The sequence below is a fragment of the Rhodopseudomonas sp. P2A-2r genome, assembly GCF_026015985.1.
Classification (GTDB): Bacteria; Pseudomonadota; Alphaproteobacteria; order Rhizobiales; family Xanthobacteraceae; genus Tardiphaga.
The window spans coordinates 1318839-1336124 of the sequence record NZ_CP110389.1; the positions used below are offsets into that span (position 1 = coordinate 1318839).

Sequence of the window (17286 nt, forward strand, 5' to 3'; positions counted from 1 at the left end):
CCATGATCGAAGAGAGATTCGATGCGATCGTTGTCGGCGCCGGCATGGCCGGCAATGCCGCTGCACTCACCCTGGCGCAGCGCGGGTTGAAGGTGCTGCAGCTTGAACGCGGCGAATATTCGGGCTCGAAGAACGTTCAGGGGGCCATCCTTTACGCGGACATGCTGGAGAAGCTGATCCCGGACTTCCGCGAAGATGCGCCACTGGAGCGCCATCTGGTCGAGCAACGTTTCTGGATGATGGACGATCGCGCCCATGTCGGACTGCATTATCGCTCCGACGATTTCAACGAAGAAAAACCCAATCGATACACCATCATTCGTGCCCAGTTCGACAAGTGGTTTTCCTCCAAGGTTCGCGAAGCTGGCGCCGTCGTGCTGTGCGAGACCACCGTGGTCGAACTGGCTCAGGACGCCTATGGAAAAGTGATCGGCGTGCGCACCGACCGTCACGACGGCGAGGTCCATGCCGACGTGGTGGTCCTGGCCGAAGGCGTCAATGGGTTGCTGGGGACTCGCGCGCATCTGCGTGAGCGGCCGAAGGCCGACAATGTCGCGTTGGCAGTCAAGGAAATGCACTTTCTGCCGCGCGAGACGATTGAGGCGCGGTTCAACCTCAAGGGCGATGAAGGCACCGTCATCGAAGCGGCCGGCACGATCTCACAAGGCATGACGGGCATGGGGTTCATCTATGCCAACAAGGAATGCGTGTCGCTTGGCATCGGATGCCTCGTCGCCGACTTCCAGAAGACCGGGGAGACTCCCTACGGCCTGCTTGAGCGCTTCAAGCAGCACCCGTCGGTGGCGCCGCTGATCGAGGGATCGGAAGTCAAGGAGTATTCGGCGCACCTCATCCCGGAAGGCGGCTACAACGCGATCCCGCAACTCTACGGCGAAGGCTGGGTCGTGGTTGGCGATGCTGCGCAGCTTAACAACGCCATCCACCGAGAGGGCTCGAACCTCGCGATGACCTCCGGCCGCATCGCCGCCGAAGCGATCTTCCAGATCAAGTCGCGCAAGGATCCGATGACAGCGAAGAATCTGGCGCTGTACAAGACAATGCTGGACGCTTCGTTCGTCATCAAGGATCTCAAGAAATACAAGGATATGCCGGCGCTGATGCATATCCAGTCGCGGAATTTCTTTCTCACCTATCCGCAACTGGTGTCAAAAGCGATGCAGAATTTCGTGCGCGTCGATGGCACGCCAAAGGTGGAAAAGGAAAAGAGCACCATACGTTCCTTCGTCAAGGCACGCTCATGGACCGGGCTCTTCGGGGATGCGTTCCGGTTCGCCCGAGCCTGGCGATGACTGACCGAGAAAGACTCTGATCGACCCTCACCATGGAGATCGAAACATGACGACAGTGCCCGCCGTCCGCGTTGAGGACAAGCTGTTCTATAACCGCTACCTGGTCGATGCCGGCCGTGCGCACATCAAGGTGCGCCCGCATACGACACCATCGCCGGCGCTGCTGACCTTGCTGAAGGTATGTCCGGCCCGCTGTTACGAACTCAGCGACAGCGGCCAGGTCGAAGTCACGGTCGATGGCTGTGTCGAATGTGGTACCTGTCGGGTCATCGGTGAGCCCGGTGGCGATATCGAGTGGAGCTATCCGCGCGGCGGTTACGGTGTTCTGTTCAAGTTCGGGTAGGTTCGGCGCATTCGTCGGTGGAACGGCAGCGAGTCCGCTTGATTTCCGCCTGCCGCACGACATTTCGGAAGTCGAATGAAAATATCCCGCGACGGAAGTCGTCGCGGGATATTTAACAAACTCAGTGCCGCGCGGGTAAGGATTACTCTGCCGCTGCAGCCAGTTCGAGTCCGCCGACTTCGATCGACACCGCGACTGACTGGATGATCGCGGCAAATCGCACCGCAGTCTGGATCGCGGTGGATGTGACGCCGGCGACCAAAAGTACTTTCTCGTGCGCATCGATACAAGCGCCGCAGCCGTTGATCGCCGATACTGCCAGCGACCATAGTTCAAAATCGGTCTTGTCGACGCCCGGATTGCCAATCACATTCATGCGCAGCCGCGCCGGCATCGTGGCGTATTCCTTGTTTGAGGCAAGGTGCACGAAACGATAGTAGATATTGTTCATCGCCATGATGGGGGCGGCCGACCTGGCCGCCGTCATCGCTGTCGGTGAAAGATGGACGGATGCCGCCGCTTCCATCGACGCCATCACCGTCGGATTGCGTGTTGCGATGGCGCAAGCGACGAACAGGCCGTACTTGGCCTGAGCGCTGAGTGATTCATCGGCGGCCATGGAGGACAGGTTGAGCCTGACGTCCTTGGCAAAATCCGGAATGCGATCCTTCAAATCATCGATCGACATGTGCCTCACGCCACCTTGAGGGTTTCGCCGCCCGTTTCACGATTGCAGGCGCACAATTCATCGGTCTGCAGCGCATCGAGCACGCGTAGCGTATCCTTCGGGTTGCGGCCGACGTTGAGGTTGGTTGCGTAGACATGCTGGATCACGTTGTCGGGATCCACGATGAAGGTGTAGCGATAGGCAACGCCATCGGGGGAGCGAACGCCGAGGCCGTCGACCAGCGAGCCCCTGGTATCAGCGAATTGCCAGATTGGCAGATGATGCAGATCTTTGTGGTCGCGGCGCCAGGCCAGCTTGACGAACTCGTTATCGGTCGATCCTCCGAGAACGACTGCGTCCCGATCCGCGAAATCCCCGGACATTCGTGCAAACTCAGCGATTTCCGTCGGGCACACAAAGGTGAAATCCTTCGGATAGAAGAAGATGATCTTCCATTTCCCGGGGAAGCTCGTTTCCGTGAGCGTTTCGAAGGCGCTCTGTCCCTTTTCCTCCTGCACGTGGAAGCCAGGTTTGACACCGACAATATTGAACGACGGCAGCTTGTCTCCGATTCCGAGCATGTCGTAACTCCGTGGGGATTGCCTGTGGCGAACGCCATGTGAAGGCATAAGCAATCGATATGCCATAACCGCTGTCGCCCGACGTGTCGCAAGTACGGCGCTGCTGCGAAACCGAATGACGCATCGGGAAGATTGCAGTAGCGTCAATGCTGCGGAAAGAAATCTGCTTACTCGATATCGAAGGAATAGAATTCATGAAGCTTAGCGCTCGTAATATTCTGCCCGGCAAAATTGTAGCAGTGACCAAGGGATCGACCACGGCGCATGTCAAGATCGAGCTCGCCTCGGGGCTGATGGTGACCTCATCGATTACCAACGAGGCGGTCGATGAACTCGCGCTGAAGGTTGGTGACAGCGTTTCTGCCGTCATCAAGTCGTCCGATGTTATGATCGGAAAGTAGCACCGGGGGCGCGCCCGCCTTCATGGCGGCGCGCGCGCCTGCTCGTTGACACGAAACGTCTCGCCACCACTCCTCGACGACATTGATTGCGCACAGCAATGTGGTGCCGTGATCGCCGGTGAAATCGCGCCAGGCATCCAGACATTTTTCGGGTACGGCGATCAAAACCGGACAGCCGGCCATGATCGCCTCGGCGATTTCGCTGCGCAGGCCATGCCCGGCGACCTCCTGCTTGGAGAATTTGTTGACGATGATGAGTTCTGCGTCTTCGACGACAGCACGTGATACCGCGATCGAGGCTTCGGCCAGCCCGGCGGGATCGAGCTTGCAGGCGGTGGCGCCGGTGCCGAGCGGCTGACAGATCGAGATCTGCCGTCCGGTCGTCAGGTCGATGACGTGCATGCCGTTTGGGCGGCCGAGCTCATCCTTCAGGTTCCGCTGCACGATGCCGCCGATGTGCTGGCCGTCGCGCAGCAAAGCGGTCGCGAAGTCGGCGAGCAGCGCATCGACGTCGTCGTCGGGGCGATAAACGATGGCAGCCAGATGGTTGGGGTTGATGTCGTGGAAGTCTGGCGTCATGGCGGGTTCTCGCATGGGTGGTCCGACTAAATTTCCGGGGGTGTTTCAACAAGTGCCGTGCCGATGTCCGGTGAGCCTGTCTTCTTGGAGTCTTGCAGGACGAACAGCTGGCAGCCCAGCCATGCCGTTCAGCTCTGTCCGGCGAGGACGTAGCCGTACTTTTCGATGATGGCGCGGGCTTCCGGCCCCTTCAGGAAGGTCATGAACCCGGTTGCGGCCTCGTTGGCGGCGCCGTCCTTCAGCAACACGGCATCCTGCCGGATCGGCGAATAGAGTTCCTGGGGCACCAGCCAGCGCGAGCCGGTCGCCGGACCCGCCAGTTGAGACAGCGCAACGAAGCCAAGCTCGGCATTGCCGGTCTCGATGAACTGGTAGGCTTGCGTGATGGTGGCGCCCTCGACCAGTTTCGATTGCAGTCTGTCGTAGATCTTCAGGGCTTTCATTGCCTCAACCGCGGCCGCACCGTAGGGGGCGGCAACGGGATTGCAGATTGACAGCTTCGCAAAGCTCGAAGCCCTGAGGGTTTCCTCGCCGGTCACCAGGCCGGGTATCTTGCTCCACAGCACCAGCTTGCCGATGGCGTAAGTGAAGCGGCTGGCGGGAACAGCAAGTCCATCCTCCGCGAGCCTCTTCGGTCGGGCGTCGTCGGCGGCGAGCAGCACCTGGAATGGCGCGCCTTGGGTGATCTGGGCATAGAACTGCCCGCTGGAACCGAAGCTCAGCACAACCACATGGCCGGATTTCGCCTTGAAGGCAGCTGCGATTTCCTTGGCGGGTTCGGTGAAATTGGCAGCGACCGCCACATTGGTCTCGGCCGCCGGAAGGTTGGTGGCGGTGAGAACCCAAGTGGCGAGAAAGGTGACATGTCGAATTGATTTGGCAAATCTCATCTGAATTCCTGCTTCGGCTCTGATGGCCCTTGGGATCCGTTCTATGCCGTCATCCCAGCAAGCCGCATGCCGCCGTCTATTGGTCTACGACTTGCTTAGATGCGAGGGTAACGGGCCGTTGGCGCCGAAATCCCGATCCAATGCGCGCGTCATAGTCGCAGTCTCGACATTCATGTCGTTGACCCGACATGACACCCGAACAACATCTGAAGGACCCCATGCATCAAGGCAAATCCTTCGTTCCAGCGGTTGCGACGGCTCAACGGCGCGGGGCGATCGGCTCGCCGATGCCCGCCGCATCGCATGCCGAACTCGAGCGGCTCATCGCCGACGATATTCCTTACGGCGACCTGACGACCGACGCGTTGGGTATCGGCGCCGCCGTCGGTATGATGCAATTTACCGCGCGCGACCCGATGGTGCTGGCACTGGTGGAAGATGCAGCTGCGATCATCGAGATCGCCGGCTGTGGAGTCGAGCTATTCGCATCCTCCGGCTGCATCCTTGAGCCGGGGGCGCCGATACTCACCGCGCATGGTCCGGCAGCGGGCTTGTTGCGCAGCTGGAAGGTCGCGCAGACACTGATCGAGATCTGGTCCGGCGTGGCAACCGACGCCCGCGCCATCGTCGCAACGGCCACCGCCGTTGCACCCGATATTTCCGTCGCCTGCACGCGAAAGAATACGCCAGGTACGAAGCGCTTCGCAGTTGCCGCTGTAAGAGCCGGAGGTGCGATGATGCACCGCCTCGGACTATCGGAGACGGTGCTGGTGTTCCCGGAACACCGCACGTTCCTCGGCGACGAACTTCTCGAGGAAACGGTCGCACGACTGCGCCGCGCCGCGCCGGAGAAGAAGTTGGTGATCGAAGTGAATACGATGGAAACCGCCATCGTAGCGGCTTCCGCCGGTTTTGACGTCATTCAAGCCGAGAAGTTCACGCCGACCGAAATTGTCGACCTTGTCGCAAGGGTGGCATCGACCGCGCGACCACGGCCGATCATTGCCGCCGCCGGTGGCATCCATGCCGGAAACGTTGCTGCCTATGCGCAGGTCGGCGCCGATGTGGTGGTCACGTCGTCACCCTATCTGGCGCGGCCGCGCGATGTTCAGGTGCGGATAGGCCCATCATTGACAGATCGTTGATTGCACCGGAAGTGCTGCAGGCGAATGGTGCAGAACGTTAACCCCGCCGCGCCAGCGATCGCAGGACTCCCTGGTATTCCTCGGTCAATTCCATATCCACCGCAGGAGCCAGGTTCAGCAGCGTGTTGGCAATGAAGGGCTGGTCGTTGCGGGGGTCATCGAGAGCCGCGCGCAGCACCGGAATACTGTCCTCGATGTGCTGCAGGAAGGCGACGCCTTTCTCCAGGGTCTCGGTCCAGCACGCCCGGGTCCAGTTTGCGAGAGGATACATGATCTCGTGAACGAAATTGGATTTGCGCGCCTTCTCAAAAAGCGCAATCCGCTGTTCCAGTTTTCCTTCGCGCGCATCGGCGGCGGTGAAATGCCGCCCAGCAGCATTTTCTTGCCGGCCTGGCCGACGAAGTCGTCGAGCGTGACCGGCGCGTCGATCTGCGCTCTGAAATGCCAGAGGCCGAACGAGCCTGGGAATTCCTTTCCCATGCTTTCGATCAGGGCGGCCTCGACCTTGTCGACCGCCGCTTTGTCTTGCTTCATCGCTGCAGTCATGCAGAAGGCGAACATCGCGTCGTTGCCGACATCATGAACGCCGCCTTCGCGTAATTGCTCCGGCGACAGCTTTGGAGTTTCTCCGTCCGCGGGGATCGTAGCTTCGCCAGCCTGGTGTGCGGTGATGAACGACGTGATTTCTAACCAGCCCAGGTAGTTCGCGATGAAGGCGTCCGGGTCCACATGGACAATCGCCAGATTGAGCGGCAATTTTCTCTTCTTCAGTTCCGCCATATCCGGCATGGGACACTCTGTTGTTTGGCCTTATGATCCTTGTCGGGTTTGCGCAAAATGCTGACGCAACTCCGACACGGCGACATGCACGAGAATGCTACGCCGTCATACCAGCAAGACAAATGCCAACTCCGTCAAAGCCGGTCCCGAAAACCTGCACAGGACGATAAGTGGAAGTCCCGCCTGACAGCGGCGATAATCGCTGTGAAGGGGCGACCATGAACAGACGACGGGGCGGGAACTATTCACCGGCTTTCAACGCGAAGGTGGCGCTTGCTGCCATCAAGGGAGATCGCATGACCAGGGTAGCTGGCCCAGCCTTTCGATGTTCGCCCCAAACAGATCACGACCTGTAAGGCCCGACTCGAGGGCGCCGCTTCTCGGGTCTTCGGGGGCGAGGCACAGCGCTCGCGCCCTTAGTCGATGTCAAATCGCTGTATGCCAAGATCGGCGAACTAGGCGCAGGTCGCGACGTTCAGGCCTATGAGGATCGCGAACAGCGCCTTGCCGGAGATCGATCGCACGGCGGGCCCCTGGGGGCGGTCGCGTGATGAGGGCGGAATCGGACATGGTACGGTCCCTGTCGCCGTCGTGCGCTTGTTGGGCGAAAGGCCGGATGACGTCTATCGAACGTCAGCATCCCCGGTCAACGTTGAGTGGCTATGTTCGCCGCGTCACCTTGACTGCGAGATTTGCGCCGCAAGACGGAAATGGACTACGGTGCCTGCCGAGGAACGCATCATGCGCCCCCGGCAACCGAGCCAAGTCCGAATTTCTGGCAATGATGAGCCATGAACTCCGCACGCTGATGACCGGAATGACGGGCACCATCGGACTGTTGGCGGACACTGAGCTTAGCGAAGAGCAACGGAGTCTTGCCACGATCGTGCGCGAATCGGCTGACGAACTGCTCGTCATCGTCAACGACATTCTGGACTTCTCCAAACTGGAGGCCGGCAAGCTTGCGATGGAGTCGATCGACTTCAGTCTCGAAGACTTGGTGAACGGCGTGACATCGTTGCTCGGCCCCAAGGCGCACGCCAAGGGTCTCCAGCTTAGGACATCCAGGGACGGTGATCTGCCGGCGTACTTGAATGGCGATCCCTCCCGGATTCGTCAGATCCTGCTGAACTTGACCAGCAATGCGATCAAATTCACCGAGCGGGGTGCGGTCCACATCATCGCGTCGCATCGCTCTTTGGCCGACGACGTTGTCGAACTCCGCATCAATGTGAGCGATAGCGGTATAGGTATATCGAGGGCGGTTCAGGAAATCCTGTTCACCCCTTTCACGCAGGCGGACTCCTCGGTGTCTCGCAAATACGGCGGCACTGGCCTTGGCCTCGCCATTTGCAAACAGTTGTGTCTGATGATGGGAGGCACGATCGGCGTCGACAGCGTTCCCGGTAATGGCAGCAGGTTCTGGTTTACGGTGCAGTGCGGGCGCGCAAAGGGGTCAACCGTCTCGGCGCCTTCGTTGCAGCCGATTGCCGAGAAAATCGGTCGGCCTCTCAGCATTCTGGTGGCGGAGGACAGTCCGATGATCCAGGCGTTGATATCAAAATTGTTGTCCAGGCGGGGGCATCGGTCGGATCTGGTCAGCAACGGCAAGGAGGCGGTCAATGCTGTTCAGGGCATCTCCTACGACTTGGTCTTGATGGACGTCCAGATGCCGGAGATGGATGGCGTCACAGCTGCCAGGCTGATCCGCGGCTTGCCCGGGCCCGAGCGACTGGTCCCGATCATCGCTCTCACGGCCAACGCACTTGTCGGGCAACGCGAAGGCTATCTCGCCGCCGGCATGAATGACTATCTATCCAAGCCATTTGAGCCGGCGGAATTCTTTGCCGCGATCAATCGCTGGGGTGCCCACTCGCTAAAGCTGTCGGAGCAAGCCGATCACCCCGAGTATCCAGGGGCTGGCGCCATCGAAACTTGAGTTCGCTCTTGTGGCGTTCCGCTAGGACGAGCCACTCGTGGACCGGGGCAGGAACATGCGGCATCTGCGATGGCTCCAGCAGCTTCGGGTCAGGGCGCCGCGGTCTTCATCATTTTCATCGCTCGACCATCCCGTTCACCCGCGCGGATAACTGCGCGGGTGAACTGTCGCGATGTGAACTTTTGGAGAGTCTCAGCGCACCAGGACGTTCTTGAACTGCCAGGGATCCGACGTGTCGATGTCTTCCGGGAACAGTCCGGGACGATCCGTCAGCGGCGTCCAGTCGGTGTAGTAGCCCTTCACCGGGCCGAGATAGGGGCCCTGGATCTCCAGCAGGCGATGGAAATCGATCTCGTCGGCCTCGACGATGCCCTCGTTCGGATGCTCGAGCGCCCAGACCATGCCGCCGAGCACGGCCGAGGTCACCTGCAGGCCGGTGGCGTTCTGATAGGGTGCCAGTGCGCGGGTCTCCTCGATGGAGAGCTGCGAGCCGAACCAGTAGGCGTTCTTGCCGTGGCCGTAGAGCAGCACGCCGAGTTCATCGATGCCGTCGACGATCTCGTTCTCGTCGAGGATGTGGTGCTTCTCCTGCATCTTGGCGGCGCGGCCGAACATCTCATGCAGCGACAGCACCGCGTCGTCGGCGGGATGATAGGCGTAGTGGCAGGTCGGCCGGTAGACCGCCGTGCCCGATGCGTCGCGCACCGTGAAGTAGTCGGCGATCGAGATCGATTCGTTGTGCGTCACCAGGAAGCCGTATTGTGCGCCGGGGGTCGGGCACCACGAGCGCACGCGGGTGTTTGCGCCGGGCTGCATCAGGTAGATCGCCGCGCCGCAGCCGGACTCGTGGGTGTGGGCGTTCTCCGGCATCCATTTTTCATGGGTGCCCCAGCCGAGTTCGGACGGCTGCACGCCTTCCGACAGGAAGCCTTCGACCGACCAGGTGTTGACGAAGACATCGCGCTGCTTCGGAGTTTTGGCGCGCTGGGTGTCGCGCTCGGCGATGTGGATGCCCTTGACGCCGGCCTGGCGCATCAGGTCCGCCCATTCGGCCTTGGTCTTCGGCTCGTGGGCATTAAGCTGCAGGTCGGCGGCGAGATTGAGCAGCGCCTGCTTGACGAAGAACGAGACCATCCCGGGATTGGCGCCGCAGCAGGAGACGGCCGTTGTCGAGCCTGCGGGACGCGCTTTCTTGGCGGCCAGCGTGGCCTCGCGCAGCGCGTAGTTGGAGCGCGCTTCGGGGCCCTTCGAGGCGTCGAAATAGAAGCCGAGCCATGGCTCGTTGACGGTGTCGATGTAGAGCGCGCCGAGTTCGTTGCACAGCTCCATGATGTCTTTCGACCCGGTGTCGACCGACAGGTTGACGCAGAAGCCCTGGCCCCCACCTTCGGTGAGCAGCGGCGTCAACAGCTCGCGATAATTCTCCTTGGTGACCCCCTGCTGGATGAAGCGCACATTCTGCTTCTCGCAATGCGCCTTGCGGCCCTCGTCCTTGGGATCGAGCACGGTAACGCGCGACTTGTCGTAGTCGAGATGGCGCTCGATCAGCGGCAGCGTGCCTTTGCCGATCGAGCCGAAGCCGACCATGACGATGGGGCCGGTGATTTTCGCGTAGATCGGTGCGGCGGGGGAGGGGGACATCAGCTTCGGGCTCCAGACGGGATCAAGATGAATGCGCTGCTTCGCGCGTGGTTGAGAAAGGACAGTGGGGATGTGACGTCGGAATGAAATCGCGTGATCGAATATCCATGCCGGCCGTGAACGCCGTTCAGTGCCGTTCGCCGACCTCGAGAACGGTCAGCGAACGCGGTTCCCCCGAAGGCGTCTCGAATGGCATCGATTGCCCCGCGGAAAGGCCGATAAGCGCGGCTCCGACGGGGGTCAATACCGAAATCCGTCCGGCTGCCACATCGGCGGAGGTCGGGTAGACCAGTGTGACGTGCTTTGCCTGCCCGCTATTGTCGTCGCGGAACGTGACGTCGGACTCCATGCCGACGATGCCGGGCAAGGGATCGGTATCCGGCACAATGGTCGCGCGCTCGATCTCGCGGGCCAGAAACTCGGCCGTCACCGGATACTTGTCAGTCGCGGCCACGGCGAGCACGTTAAGGCGCTCACGGTCGCTGCGGCGGAGCGTGATGCACGGCAGTTCTTTGCGAAGGGAATGGATCATGGGTTTCACAGCCAAGTGAGGCCCGGCGCGCAACGCGACGAGCATTTCAAGTTGATGACGACGTTGAAATCGAACAAGCCCGGATGGCACGCGCGCGTGCGTCCGGGTCACATTCCTGCTTGAAGGTGACCGGCGCGGAGCAGTAGGCGGTTGCGGGGCAGGTTCGTCATGATGGTCGAAACCTATGGGTCCTGTGGCGAAAGTCAACCGCTGACAGTGCGCTGACGGGCGTGCGGCCCGATCGACCGGCCGTTGGCAATCAGCTGCGACGTTTCGCCGTCACCTCGATTTCGACCTTCATCTCCGGTTTGTAGAGGCCCGCGACCACCAGCAGGGTGGCCGCCGGGCGGATCTCGCCGAGATGGGCGCCGGTGACCGCGAATACCGCATCGGCATCGCCGGCATCGGTGATGTAATAGGTCGCGCGCACGATATCGGCCATGGCGAAGCCGGCCTCCGTGAGCGCGGCACCGATGGTCTTGAAGCAGTTCTGTGTCTGGACCGTGACGTCGGCCGGCATGGTCATGGTGGTGTAATCGTAGCCGGTGGTGCCGGACACGAAGACGAAATCGCCGTCGACCACGGCGCGGCTGTAGCCGGCGATCTTCTCGAACGGCGATCCGGTGGAAATCAGGCGGCGGGTCATGGCGGGTCCCTCGGAAGCGAACAGGCGCGGAAATGCCGTCTATTGGCGTTCAAATCAAGCCGCGTGGGCCAGTTCCGGGCGGCGGGTCGATGTGCGGCGGACCCACTTACCGCTCCCTAAGATGATCCCCCGGGCGCCGTCCAGCGCACCGGGCTTCAATGGCAGGCCAAGCAGGCGAACGCGCTCGAACGGCCCCGGCAGCGCCAGCTCCGCCATCCCGTCGCGCGAGAAGCCGAACCGGCTGTAATAGGGCGCGTCGCCGAGTAACACGACCGCGCTGTGGCCGAGCGCCCGCGCCGCGGCAATGGCGTGCTGCATCAGCGCGGCGCCAATGCCGAGTTCGCGCACGATGGGATCGACCGCCAGGGGGCCGAGCATCAGTGCGGCTCGGCCCCCGGCGTCGACATGCCAAAGCCGGATCGTGCCGACCAGCCGGCCTTGCGCCACCACCGAGAAGGCGAGGCCTTCGGCGGGCAGTCGTCCGTCACGCAGTCGCTGGCAGGTGCGGGCATGGCGCGCAGCGCCAAAGCACACATCCAGCAGAGATTCACGGGCGGCGACGTCGGAGCCCACTTCCGCACGGATCTCGTACGGACGGGCTGCGATGGGCAGGGCAACAGGGGTGTCGGTGGCGGTCTCGTGCAGATCGGTCATGGCATGTCGGTCCCCACTCCGCCGGGGCGGAGTGTTGTCATCCGGAATGGAAGGTGACGGGATGGGAGCCGGACGACCGGCTCCCCGCTTACTCAGGTCCGAGCGAAGCTCAGATGTGGAAGGTGCGCAGCGGCGGGAAGCCGTTGAACGCCACCGAGGAGTAGGTCGACGTGTACGCCCCGGTGCCTTCGATCAGCAGCTTGTCGCCGATCTCGAGGGTTACGGGCAGCGGATACGGCAGCTTCTCGTACATCACGTCGGCCGAATCACAGGTCGGGCCGGCCAGCACGCAGGGCGTCATCTCGGCGCCGTCGTGGCGCGATTTGATGGCGTAGCGGATCGACTCGTCCATGGTCTCAGCGAGACCGCCGAACTTGCCGATATCCAGGTACACCCAGCGCACATCGTCCTCGTCGCTCTTCTTGGAGATCAGAACGACTTCGGTCTCGATGATGCCGGCATTGCCGACCATGCCGCGACCCGGCTCGATGATGGTCTCCGGGATCGCGTTGCCGAAATGCTTGCGCAGCGCACGGAAGATCGAACGGCCGTACTGCACGACCGCGGGGACTTCCTTGAGGTACTTGGTCGGGAATCCGCCGCCCATGTTGACCATGGACAGGTTGATTCCACGCTCCGCGCAGTCGCGGAACACCGACGAGGCCATCGCCAAAGCGCGGTCCCACGCCTTCACCTTGCGCTGCTGCGAGCCGACATGGAACGAAATGCCGTAGGGCTCCAGGCCAAGGCGCTTGGCGAGCTCAAGCACGTCGACAGCCATCTCCGGATCGCAGCCGAACTTGCGCGACAGCGGCCATTCGGCGCCGGCGCAGTCATAGAGGATGCGGCAGAACACGCGTGCGCCGGGGGCGGCACGGGCGATCTTCTCCACCTCTGCGCTGCAGTCGACCGAGAACATACCAATGCCGAGCGCATGCGCACGGGCGATGTCGCGTTCCTTCTTGATGGTGTTGCCGAACGAGATGCGGTCGGGCGTGGCACCGGCGTCGAACGCCATCTGGATCTCCTGCACTGAGGCGCAGTCGAAGCACGACCCCATGGACGCAAGCAGCGACAGCACTTCCGGCGCCGGGTTGGCCTTCACCGCATAGAACACGCGGGAGTCCGGCAGCGCCTTGGCAAAGCTCTGGAAGTTGTCGCGCACGACTTCGAGGTCGACCACGAGACACGGCTCGAGGTCCTGACCTTCGTTGCGGCGGGCGCGGAGGAATTCCTGAATACGTTCAGTCATAGCACTCTCCCAAACGGCCCGGCAAAGGGGTCACGTTCAAAAAATGATGACGGTTCAGCGCTTCCGGACCCAGACGCGCGATGGAGGCGCGGCAAAGCCAAAAGCTCAGACCGTAAGTGCTGCCGTGGATTGGTTGGGAGTGATCCCGCCCGCACACCTGGCAATGAAGGACAAGCCTCTTCGGTATTCGCGCTGGCTGATGGAAAGCCAGCAGAGACCAAAAAGCCCGATCCGTCGTTGCTTTAAGTCGCGTCCCCCGTTGAGAACGAGGTGCGCCGGTTCGCCTCCGGCTGCCAGTCACGGTTGCAAGGATCAAAGTCGCCTTCAACGGCATCCCTGGAGAGAGATGCTGGCCTCCCGCAAAAATCAGCGGGCGACCCTCGGCTTCCTTGTCCCTTGGCGGCTGTCCGGCCTCTTGTCCGGATACCTACCGACTGACACACGACCACAGGCACGTGCGAAATTGGGCAAGAGTGCAAATAGGTCCTTTGACTCGGGGGCGCAACAATTTTTTTGGTCGCGGGAAAAATTTTTCCCGCGTGCGTGGCGATGCGTCGCGCGATGCGTGCTTCAACTACCGAAGATGAACGGGCGTTAAGCTTCGTGAAGGAAGTGTGAGTGAGTTGGCGGAGCGCGTAACGCACTCAGTTGTCATCCCCGCGCAGGCGGGGGCCAGTAAACGCAGGCATCGGCGATGAAGCGCAAGGCCAGCGATTCCTCGGTCGCCTGGTCAAGCCGGGCGACGACAGCGTTACGTCAGCCGCGGCGGGTGAACGGCTCGATGCGCTGCGCGTTGCGGATGAAGCCCACCATGATGGCGACGCCGGCGAGGAACAGGATCACCTGCAGGATGTGCTCGCCCATGGTGTCGAGCCCGAACAAGATCGACAGCGCCCAGCCGCCGGCGAACGCCGCGCCGAACACCTCGGCGCCGATCAGAATCGCGGCGGAGATCACGGTGACGACGCTGGGCCAGTAGATGCGGCGGGGGGCGGTGGAAGTGGTCATGGCTCGAAGTCCTGTTTCGGCCGGCAATCTCTCTGAAAAAGCCCGCTGCGGCAAGCGCTAAAGGGCGTAAAAAGCCCCATCGCGTGGTATAGATCGCTCCTCAAATAGCCGGCAAATCAGGATTTATGATGTCAGATAGCTTGGATACGGTGGTCACCTCGCCCGCGCTCGACAACCCGCTTCTCAAGGCCTGGACGACGCCCTTCGAGACGCCGCCGTTCGCCGAGATTCTGCCTGAGCACTTCATGCCGGCCTTCGAACAGGCCTTCTTCGACCATTCGGCCGAGATCGCCGCCATCGTCAACGATCCCGCGGCCCCCGACTTCGCCAATACAATCACCGCGCTGGAGCGGTCCGGCAAGCTGCTGAACCGGGTTGCAGCGGTGTTCTACGATCTCGTCTCGGCCAATTCCAACCCGGCGCTGCTGGAGATCGACAAGGACGTGTCGCTGCGGATGGCGCGGCACTGGAACCCGATCATGATGAACGCCGTGCTGTTTGGTCGCATCGCCAAGCTGCATGACGATCGCGCGACACTCGGCCTGACGCCGGAGCAGACCCGGCTGCTGGAGCGCACCTACACCCGCTTCCACCGCGCCGGTGCCGGCCTCAATGACGCCGCCAAGGCGCGGATGGCCGAGATCAACGAACGGCTCGCGCATCTCGGCACCTCGTTCAGCCACCATCTGCTAGGCGACGAGCAGGACTGGTTCATGGAGATCGGCGAGGGCGATCTCGACGGCCTGCCCGAGACCTTCGTCGCTGCTGCGAAGGCTGCGGCCGAGGACCGTGGCCTGAAGGGCAAGGCGATCATCACCACCTCGCGCTCCTCTATGGAGCCGTTCCTGAAGAGCTCGACGCGGCGCGACCTGCGCGAGCGCGCCTACAAGGCCTTCATCGAGCGCGGCAACAACGGCAACGCCAACGACAACAACGAAACCATCGTCGAGATACTCAAGCTGCGCGAGGAGACCGCAAAGCTCCTGGGCTTCCCGACCTTCGCCGCCTATCGGCTCGAGGACTCCATGGCCAAGACGCCGGAAGCGGTGCGCGGGCTACTGGAGCGGGTGTGGAAGCCGGCGCGCGCCCGGGCGCTGGCCGACCGCGATGCGCTGCAGGAGCTGGTGGCGGAGGAGGGCGGCAACTTCATGCTCGCCGCCTGGGACTGGCGCTACTACGCCGAGAAGCTGCGGCAGCGCCGCGCCAATTTCGACGATGCCGCCATCAAGCCGTATCTCGCGCTCGACAACATGATTCTGGCGGCCTTCGACACCGCGACAAAGCTGTTCGGCGTGACCTTCGAGGAGCGCAAGGACGTTCCAGTCTGGCATCCCGACGTCCGGGTCTGGGAGGTCAAGGACGCCAAGGGACAGCACAAGGCGCTGTTCTACGGCGACTATTTTGCCCGCCCCTCGAAGCGCTCGGGCGCCTGGATGACCTCGCTGCGCGACCAGCAGAAGCTCGACGGCAGCGTGGCACCCCTGATCCTCAACGTCTGCAACTTCTCCAAGGGCGCCGACGGTGCGCCGTCGCTGCTGTCGCCGGACGATGCCCGCACTTTGTTCCATGAATTCGGCCATGGCCTGCACGGCATGATGTCCGACGTCACCTATCCCTCGCTGTCTGGCACCTCGGTGTTCACCGACTTCGTCGAGCTGCCGTCGCAGCTCTACGAGCACTGGCAGGAGCAGCCGCAGGTGCTCAGGCAGTTCGCCACCCACTACCAGACCGGCGAGCCGCTGCCGGATGACCTCTTGAAGCGCTTCATCGCCGCGCGAAAATTCAACCAGGGCTTTGCCACGGTGGAGTTCGTATCGTCGGCGCTGATCGATCTCGAATTCCACACCCAGCCGGCCTCGGCGTCGGCCGATGTGGCGGCCTTCGAAAGGAAGGAACTCGAGAAGATCGGCATGCCCGCGGAAATCTCGCTGCGCCACCGGCCGACCCAGTTCGGTCACATCTTCTCCGGCGATCACTATGCATCCGGTTACTACAGTTACATGTGGTCCGAGGTGATGGACGCCGACGCCTTCGGCGCCTTCGAAGAGGCCGGCGACATCTTTGACAAGGCGGTAGCCAAGCGGCTGCTCGACGACATCTATGCTTCGGGCGGCTCGCGCGACCCCGAGGATGCCTACATCGCCTTCCGCGGCCGGGCACCCGAGCCCGACGCGCTGCTGCGTCGCCGCGGCCTGCTCGACACGCCGGAGGCGGCGTAACGTGCGCCGGGGGATTCAGCGCGCGCTCGGTCTGCTGATGCTCGTTGTCGCTCTTGCGGGCAGCATCGGCTCCGCCGCCGCACACCCTCATGTATGGGTCACCGCAGCGAGCGAACTGGTCTATGCGCCGGACGGCAGCATCACCGGCGTGCGCCATGCCTGGACCTTCGACGACATGTTCTCGACCTATGCGCTGCAGGGCATCGAGACCAAGACCAAGGGCGTCTACACCCGCGAGGAACTGGCGCCGCTGGCGCAGACCAATGTGGAGTCGCTGAAGGAATTCGCCTTCTTCACCTTCGCCAAGGCCGACGGCAAGAAGCAGCGCTTTGTCGACCCGGTCGACTACTATCTCGAATACAAGGACACGGCGCTGGTGCTGCACTTCACGCTGCCGTTCAAGACCCCGTTCAAGACCAAACAACTGGCGCTCGAAGTGTTCGATCCGACGTTCTTCGTCGATTTCGGGCTGCAGAAGAAGGACCCGATCCGGCTGGTCGGCGCCCCGGCCAGCTGCACCACGGCGATCGAGCGTCCCAGCGACGGCGCCGCCACGGCGCAGAAGATCGGCGAGGACAATTTCATGGATGGCGGCGCCAATGCCAACTTCGGCGCGATGTTCGCCAACAAAATCACGGTGAACTGCCCATGATGGCCGATTTGTCGCCCCGCCTCTCACCCCGTTATGCCCGGCCCTGG

At 62.1% G+C, this 17286-nt stretch carries 17 protein-coding genes and 1 pseudogene; 7 read left to right on the top strand and 11 right to left on the bottom strand.

Translation table 11 applies throughout. The features are described from left to right. The first annotated feature begins 2 nt into the window (after positions 1-2). On the top strand, positions 3-1310 hold the full coding sequence (locus tag ONR75_RS06355; protein WP_265081861.1) for an FAD-dependent oxidoreductase: 1308 nt from the start codon (positions 3-5) through the stop codon (positions 1308-1310). Positions 1311-1356: 46 nt separating this feature from the next. Continuing rightward, positions 1357-1653, top strand: coding sequence for a ferredoxin family protein (locus tag ONR75_RS06360; protein WP_265081862.1), 297 nt, complete (start codon positions 1357-1359; stop codon positions 1651-1653). A 142-nt stretch (positions 1654-1795) separates the two neighbouring features. Here ONR75_RS06360 and ONR75_RS06365 read toward each other — a convergent pair whose 3' ends face one another. Both ONR75_RS06365 and ONR75_RS06370 read right to left on the bottom strand, forming a co-directional pair. Then, complete coding sequence (locus ONR75_RS06365; protein WP_265081863.1) at positions 1796-2341, bottom strand: carboxymuconolactone decarboxylase family protein; 546 nt, start codon at positions 2339-2341, stop codon at positions 1796-1798. A gap of 5 nt (positions 2342-2346) precedes the next feature. Further along, entirely contained in the window at positions 2347-2901 is a 555-nt protein-coding gene (locus ONR75_RS06370; RefSeq protein ID WP_265083556.1) for a peroxiredoxin, read from the bottom strand. 194 nt (positions 2902-3095) lie between these two features. On the opposite strand from ONR75_RS06370, the gene ONR75_RS06375 reads away from it, so the two are divergent. Next, the gene (locus tag ONR75_RS06375) at positions 3096-3302 is read left to right on the top strand and encodes a TOBE domain-containing protein (RefSeq protein ID WP_265081864.1); all 207 of its coding nucleotides are present in this window, start codon (positions 3096-3098) and stop codon (positions 3300-3302) included. On the opposite strand, the gene ONR75_RS06380 is transcribed toward ONR75_RS06375, so the two are convergent. Both ONR75_RS06380 and modA read right to left on the bottom strand, forming a co-directional pair. Beyond that, positions 3204-3881 (bottom strand): DUF2478 domain-containing protein, encoded by a 678-nt coding sequence (locus ONR75_RS06380; protein WP_320109702.1) that lies wholly within the window; start codon positions 3879-3881, stop codon positions 3204-3206. The genes ONR75_RS06375 and ONR75_RS06380 overlap by 99 nt on opposite strands. Positions 3882-4009: 128 nt before the next feature. Further along, the gene (gene modA / locus ONR75_RS06385) at positions 4010-4771 is read right to left on the bottom strand and encodes a molybdate ABC transporter substrate-binding protein (RefSeq protein WP_265081865.1); all 762 of its coding nucleotides are present in this window, start codon (positions 4769-4771) and stop codon (positions 4010-4012) included. 287 nt (positions 4772-5058) lie between these two features. Between modA and modD the strand changes: the two genes are divergently transcribed. Then, positions 5059-5916: a ModD protein gene (gene modD, locus ONR75_RS06390; protein ID WP_265081866.1), complete on the top strand. Its 858-nt coding sequence runs from the start codon at positions 5059-5061 to the stop codon at positions 5914-5916. A gap of 37 nt (positions 5917-5953) precedes the next feature. Here modD and ONR75_RS06395 read toward each other — a convergent pair. After that, positions 5954-6705: pseudogene (locus ONR75_RS06395) on the bottom strand (hypothetical protein). 607 nt (positions 6706-7312) lie between these two features. On the opposite strand from ONR75_RS06395, the gene ONR75_RS06400 reads away from it, so the two are divergent. Beyond that, a complete protein-coding gene (locus ONR75_RS06400; RefSeq protein ID WP_265081867.1) occupies positions 7313-8635 on the top strand; it encodes an ATP-binding protein in 1323 nt (440 codons plus the stop codon). A 192-nt stretch (positions 8636-8827) separates the two neighbouring features. Here the strand turns inward: ONR75_RS06400 and ONR75_RS06405 are convergent, their stop codons facing one another. The 6 genes from ONR75_RS06405 to ONR75_RS06430 all read right to left on the bottom strand — a co-directional run bounded on the left by ONR75_RS06405 (position 8828) and on the right by ONR75_RS06430 (position 14368). Beyond that, positions 8828-10276: a homospermidine synthase gene (locus ONR75_RS06405; protein ID WP_265081868.1), complete on the bottom strand. Its 1449-nt coding sequence runs from the start codon at positions 10274-10276 to the stop codon at positions 8828-8830. A 127-nt stretch (positions 10277-10403) separates the two neighbouring features. Further along, positions 10404-10808 carry a nucleoside diphosphate kinase regulator gene (gene rnk, locus ONR75_RS06410; protein ID WP_265081869.1) on the bottom strand — a complete coding sequence of 135 codons (405 nt, stop codon included), beginning with the start codon at positions 10806-10808 and terminating at the stop codon, positions 10404-10406. A 259-nt stretch (positions 10809-11067) separates the two neighbouring features. After that, positions 11068-11454 (bottom strand): RidA family protein, encoded by a 387-nt coding sequence (locus ONR75_RS06415; protein WP_265081870.1) that lies wholly within the window; start codon positions 11452-11454, stop codon positions 11068-11070. A gap of 54 nt (positions 11455-11508) precedes the next feature. Further along, on the bottom strand, positions 11509-12108 hold the full coding sequence (locus tag ONR75_RS06420) for a GNAT family N-acetyltransferase (RefSeq protein ID WP_265081871.1): 600 nt from the start codon (positions 12106-12108) through the stop codon (positions 11509-11511). A 109-nt stretch (positions 12109-12217) separates the two neighbouring features. After that, positions 12218-13360: a type III PLP-dependent enzyme gene (locus ONR75_RS06425; RefSeq protein WP_265081872.1), complete on the bottom strand. Its 1143-nt coding sequence runs from the start codon at positions 13358-13360 to the stop codon at positions 12218-12220. 756 nt (positions 13361-14116) lie between these two features. Continuing rightward, the gene (locus ONR75_RS06430) at positions 14117-14368 is read right to left on the bottom strand and encodes a hypothetical protein (protein WP_265081873.1); all 252 of its coding nucleotides are present in this window, start codon (positions 14366-14368) and stop codon (positions 14117-14119) included. Positions 14369-14496: 128 nt separating this feature from the next. Here ONR75_RS06430 and ONR75_RS06435 point away from each other — a divergent pair, with 128 nt between their 5' ends. Continuing rightward, on the top strand, positions 14497-16587 hold the full coding sequence (locus ONR75_RS06435) for a M3 family metallopeptidase (RefSeq protein WP_265081874.1): 2091 nt from the start codon (positions 14497-14499) through the stop codon (positions 16585-16587). A gap of 37 nt (positions 16588-16624) precedes the next feature. Further along, positions 16625-17239 (top strand): DUF1007 family protein, encoded by a 615-nt coding sequence (locus ONR75_RS06440; RefSeq protein ID WP_265083557.1) that lies wholly within the window; start codon positions 16625-16627, stop codon positions 17237-17239. Positions 17240-17286: the final 47 nt, after the last annotated feature.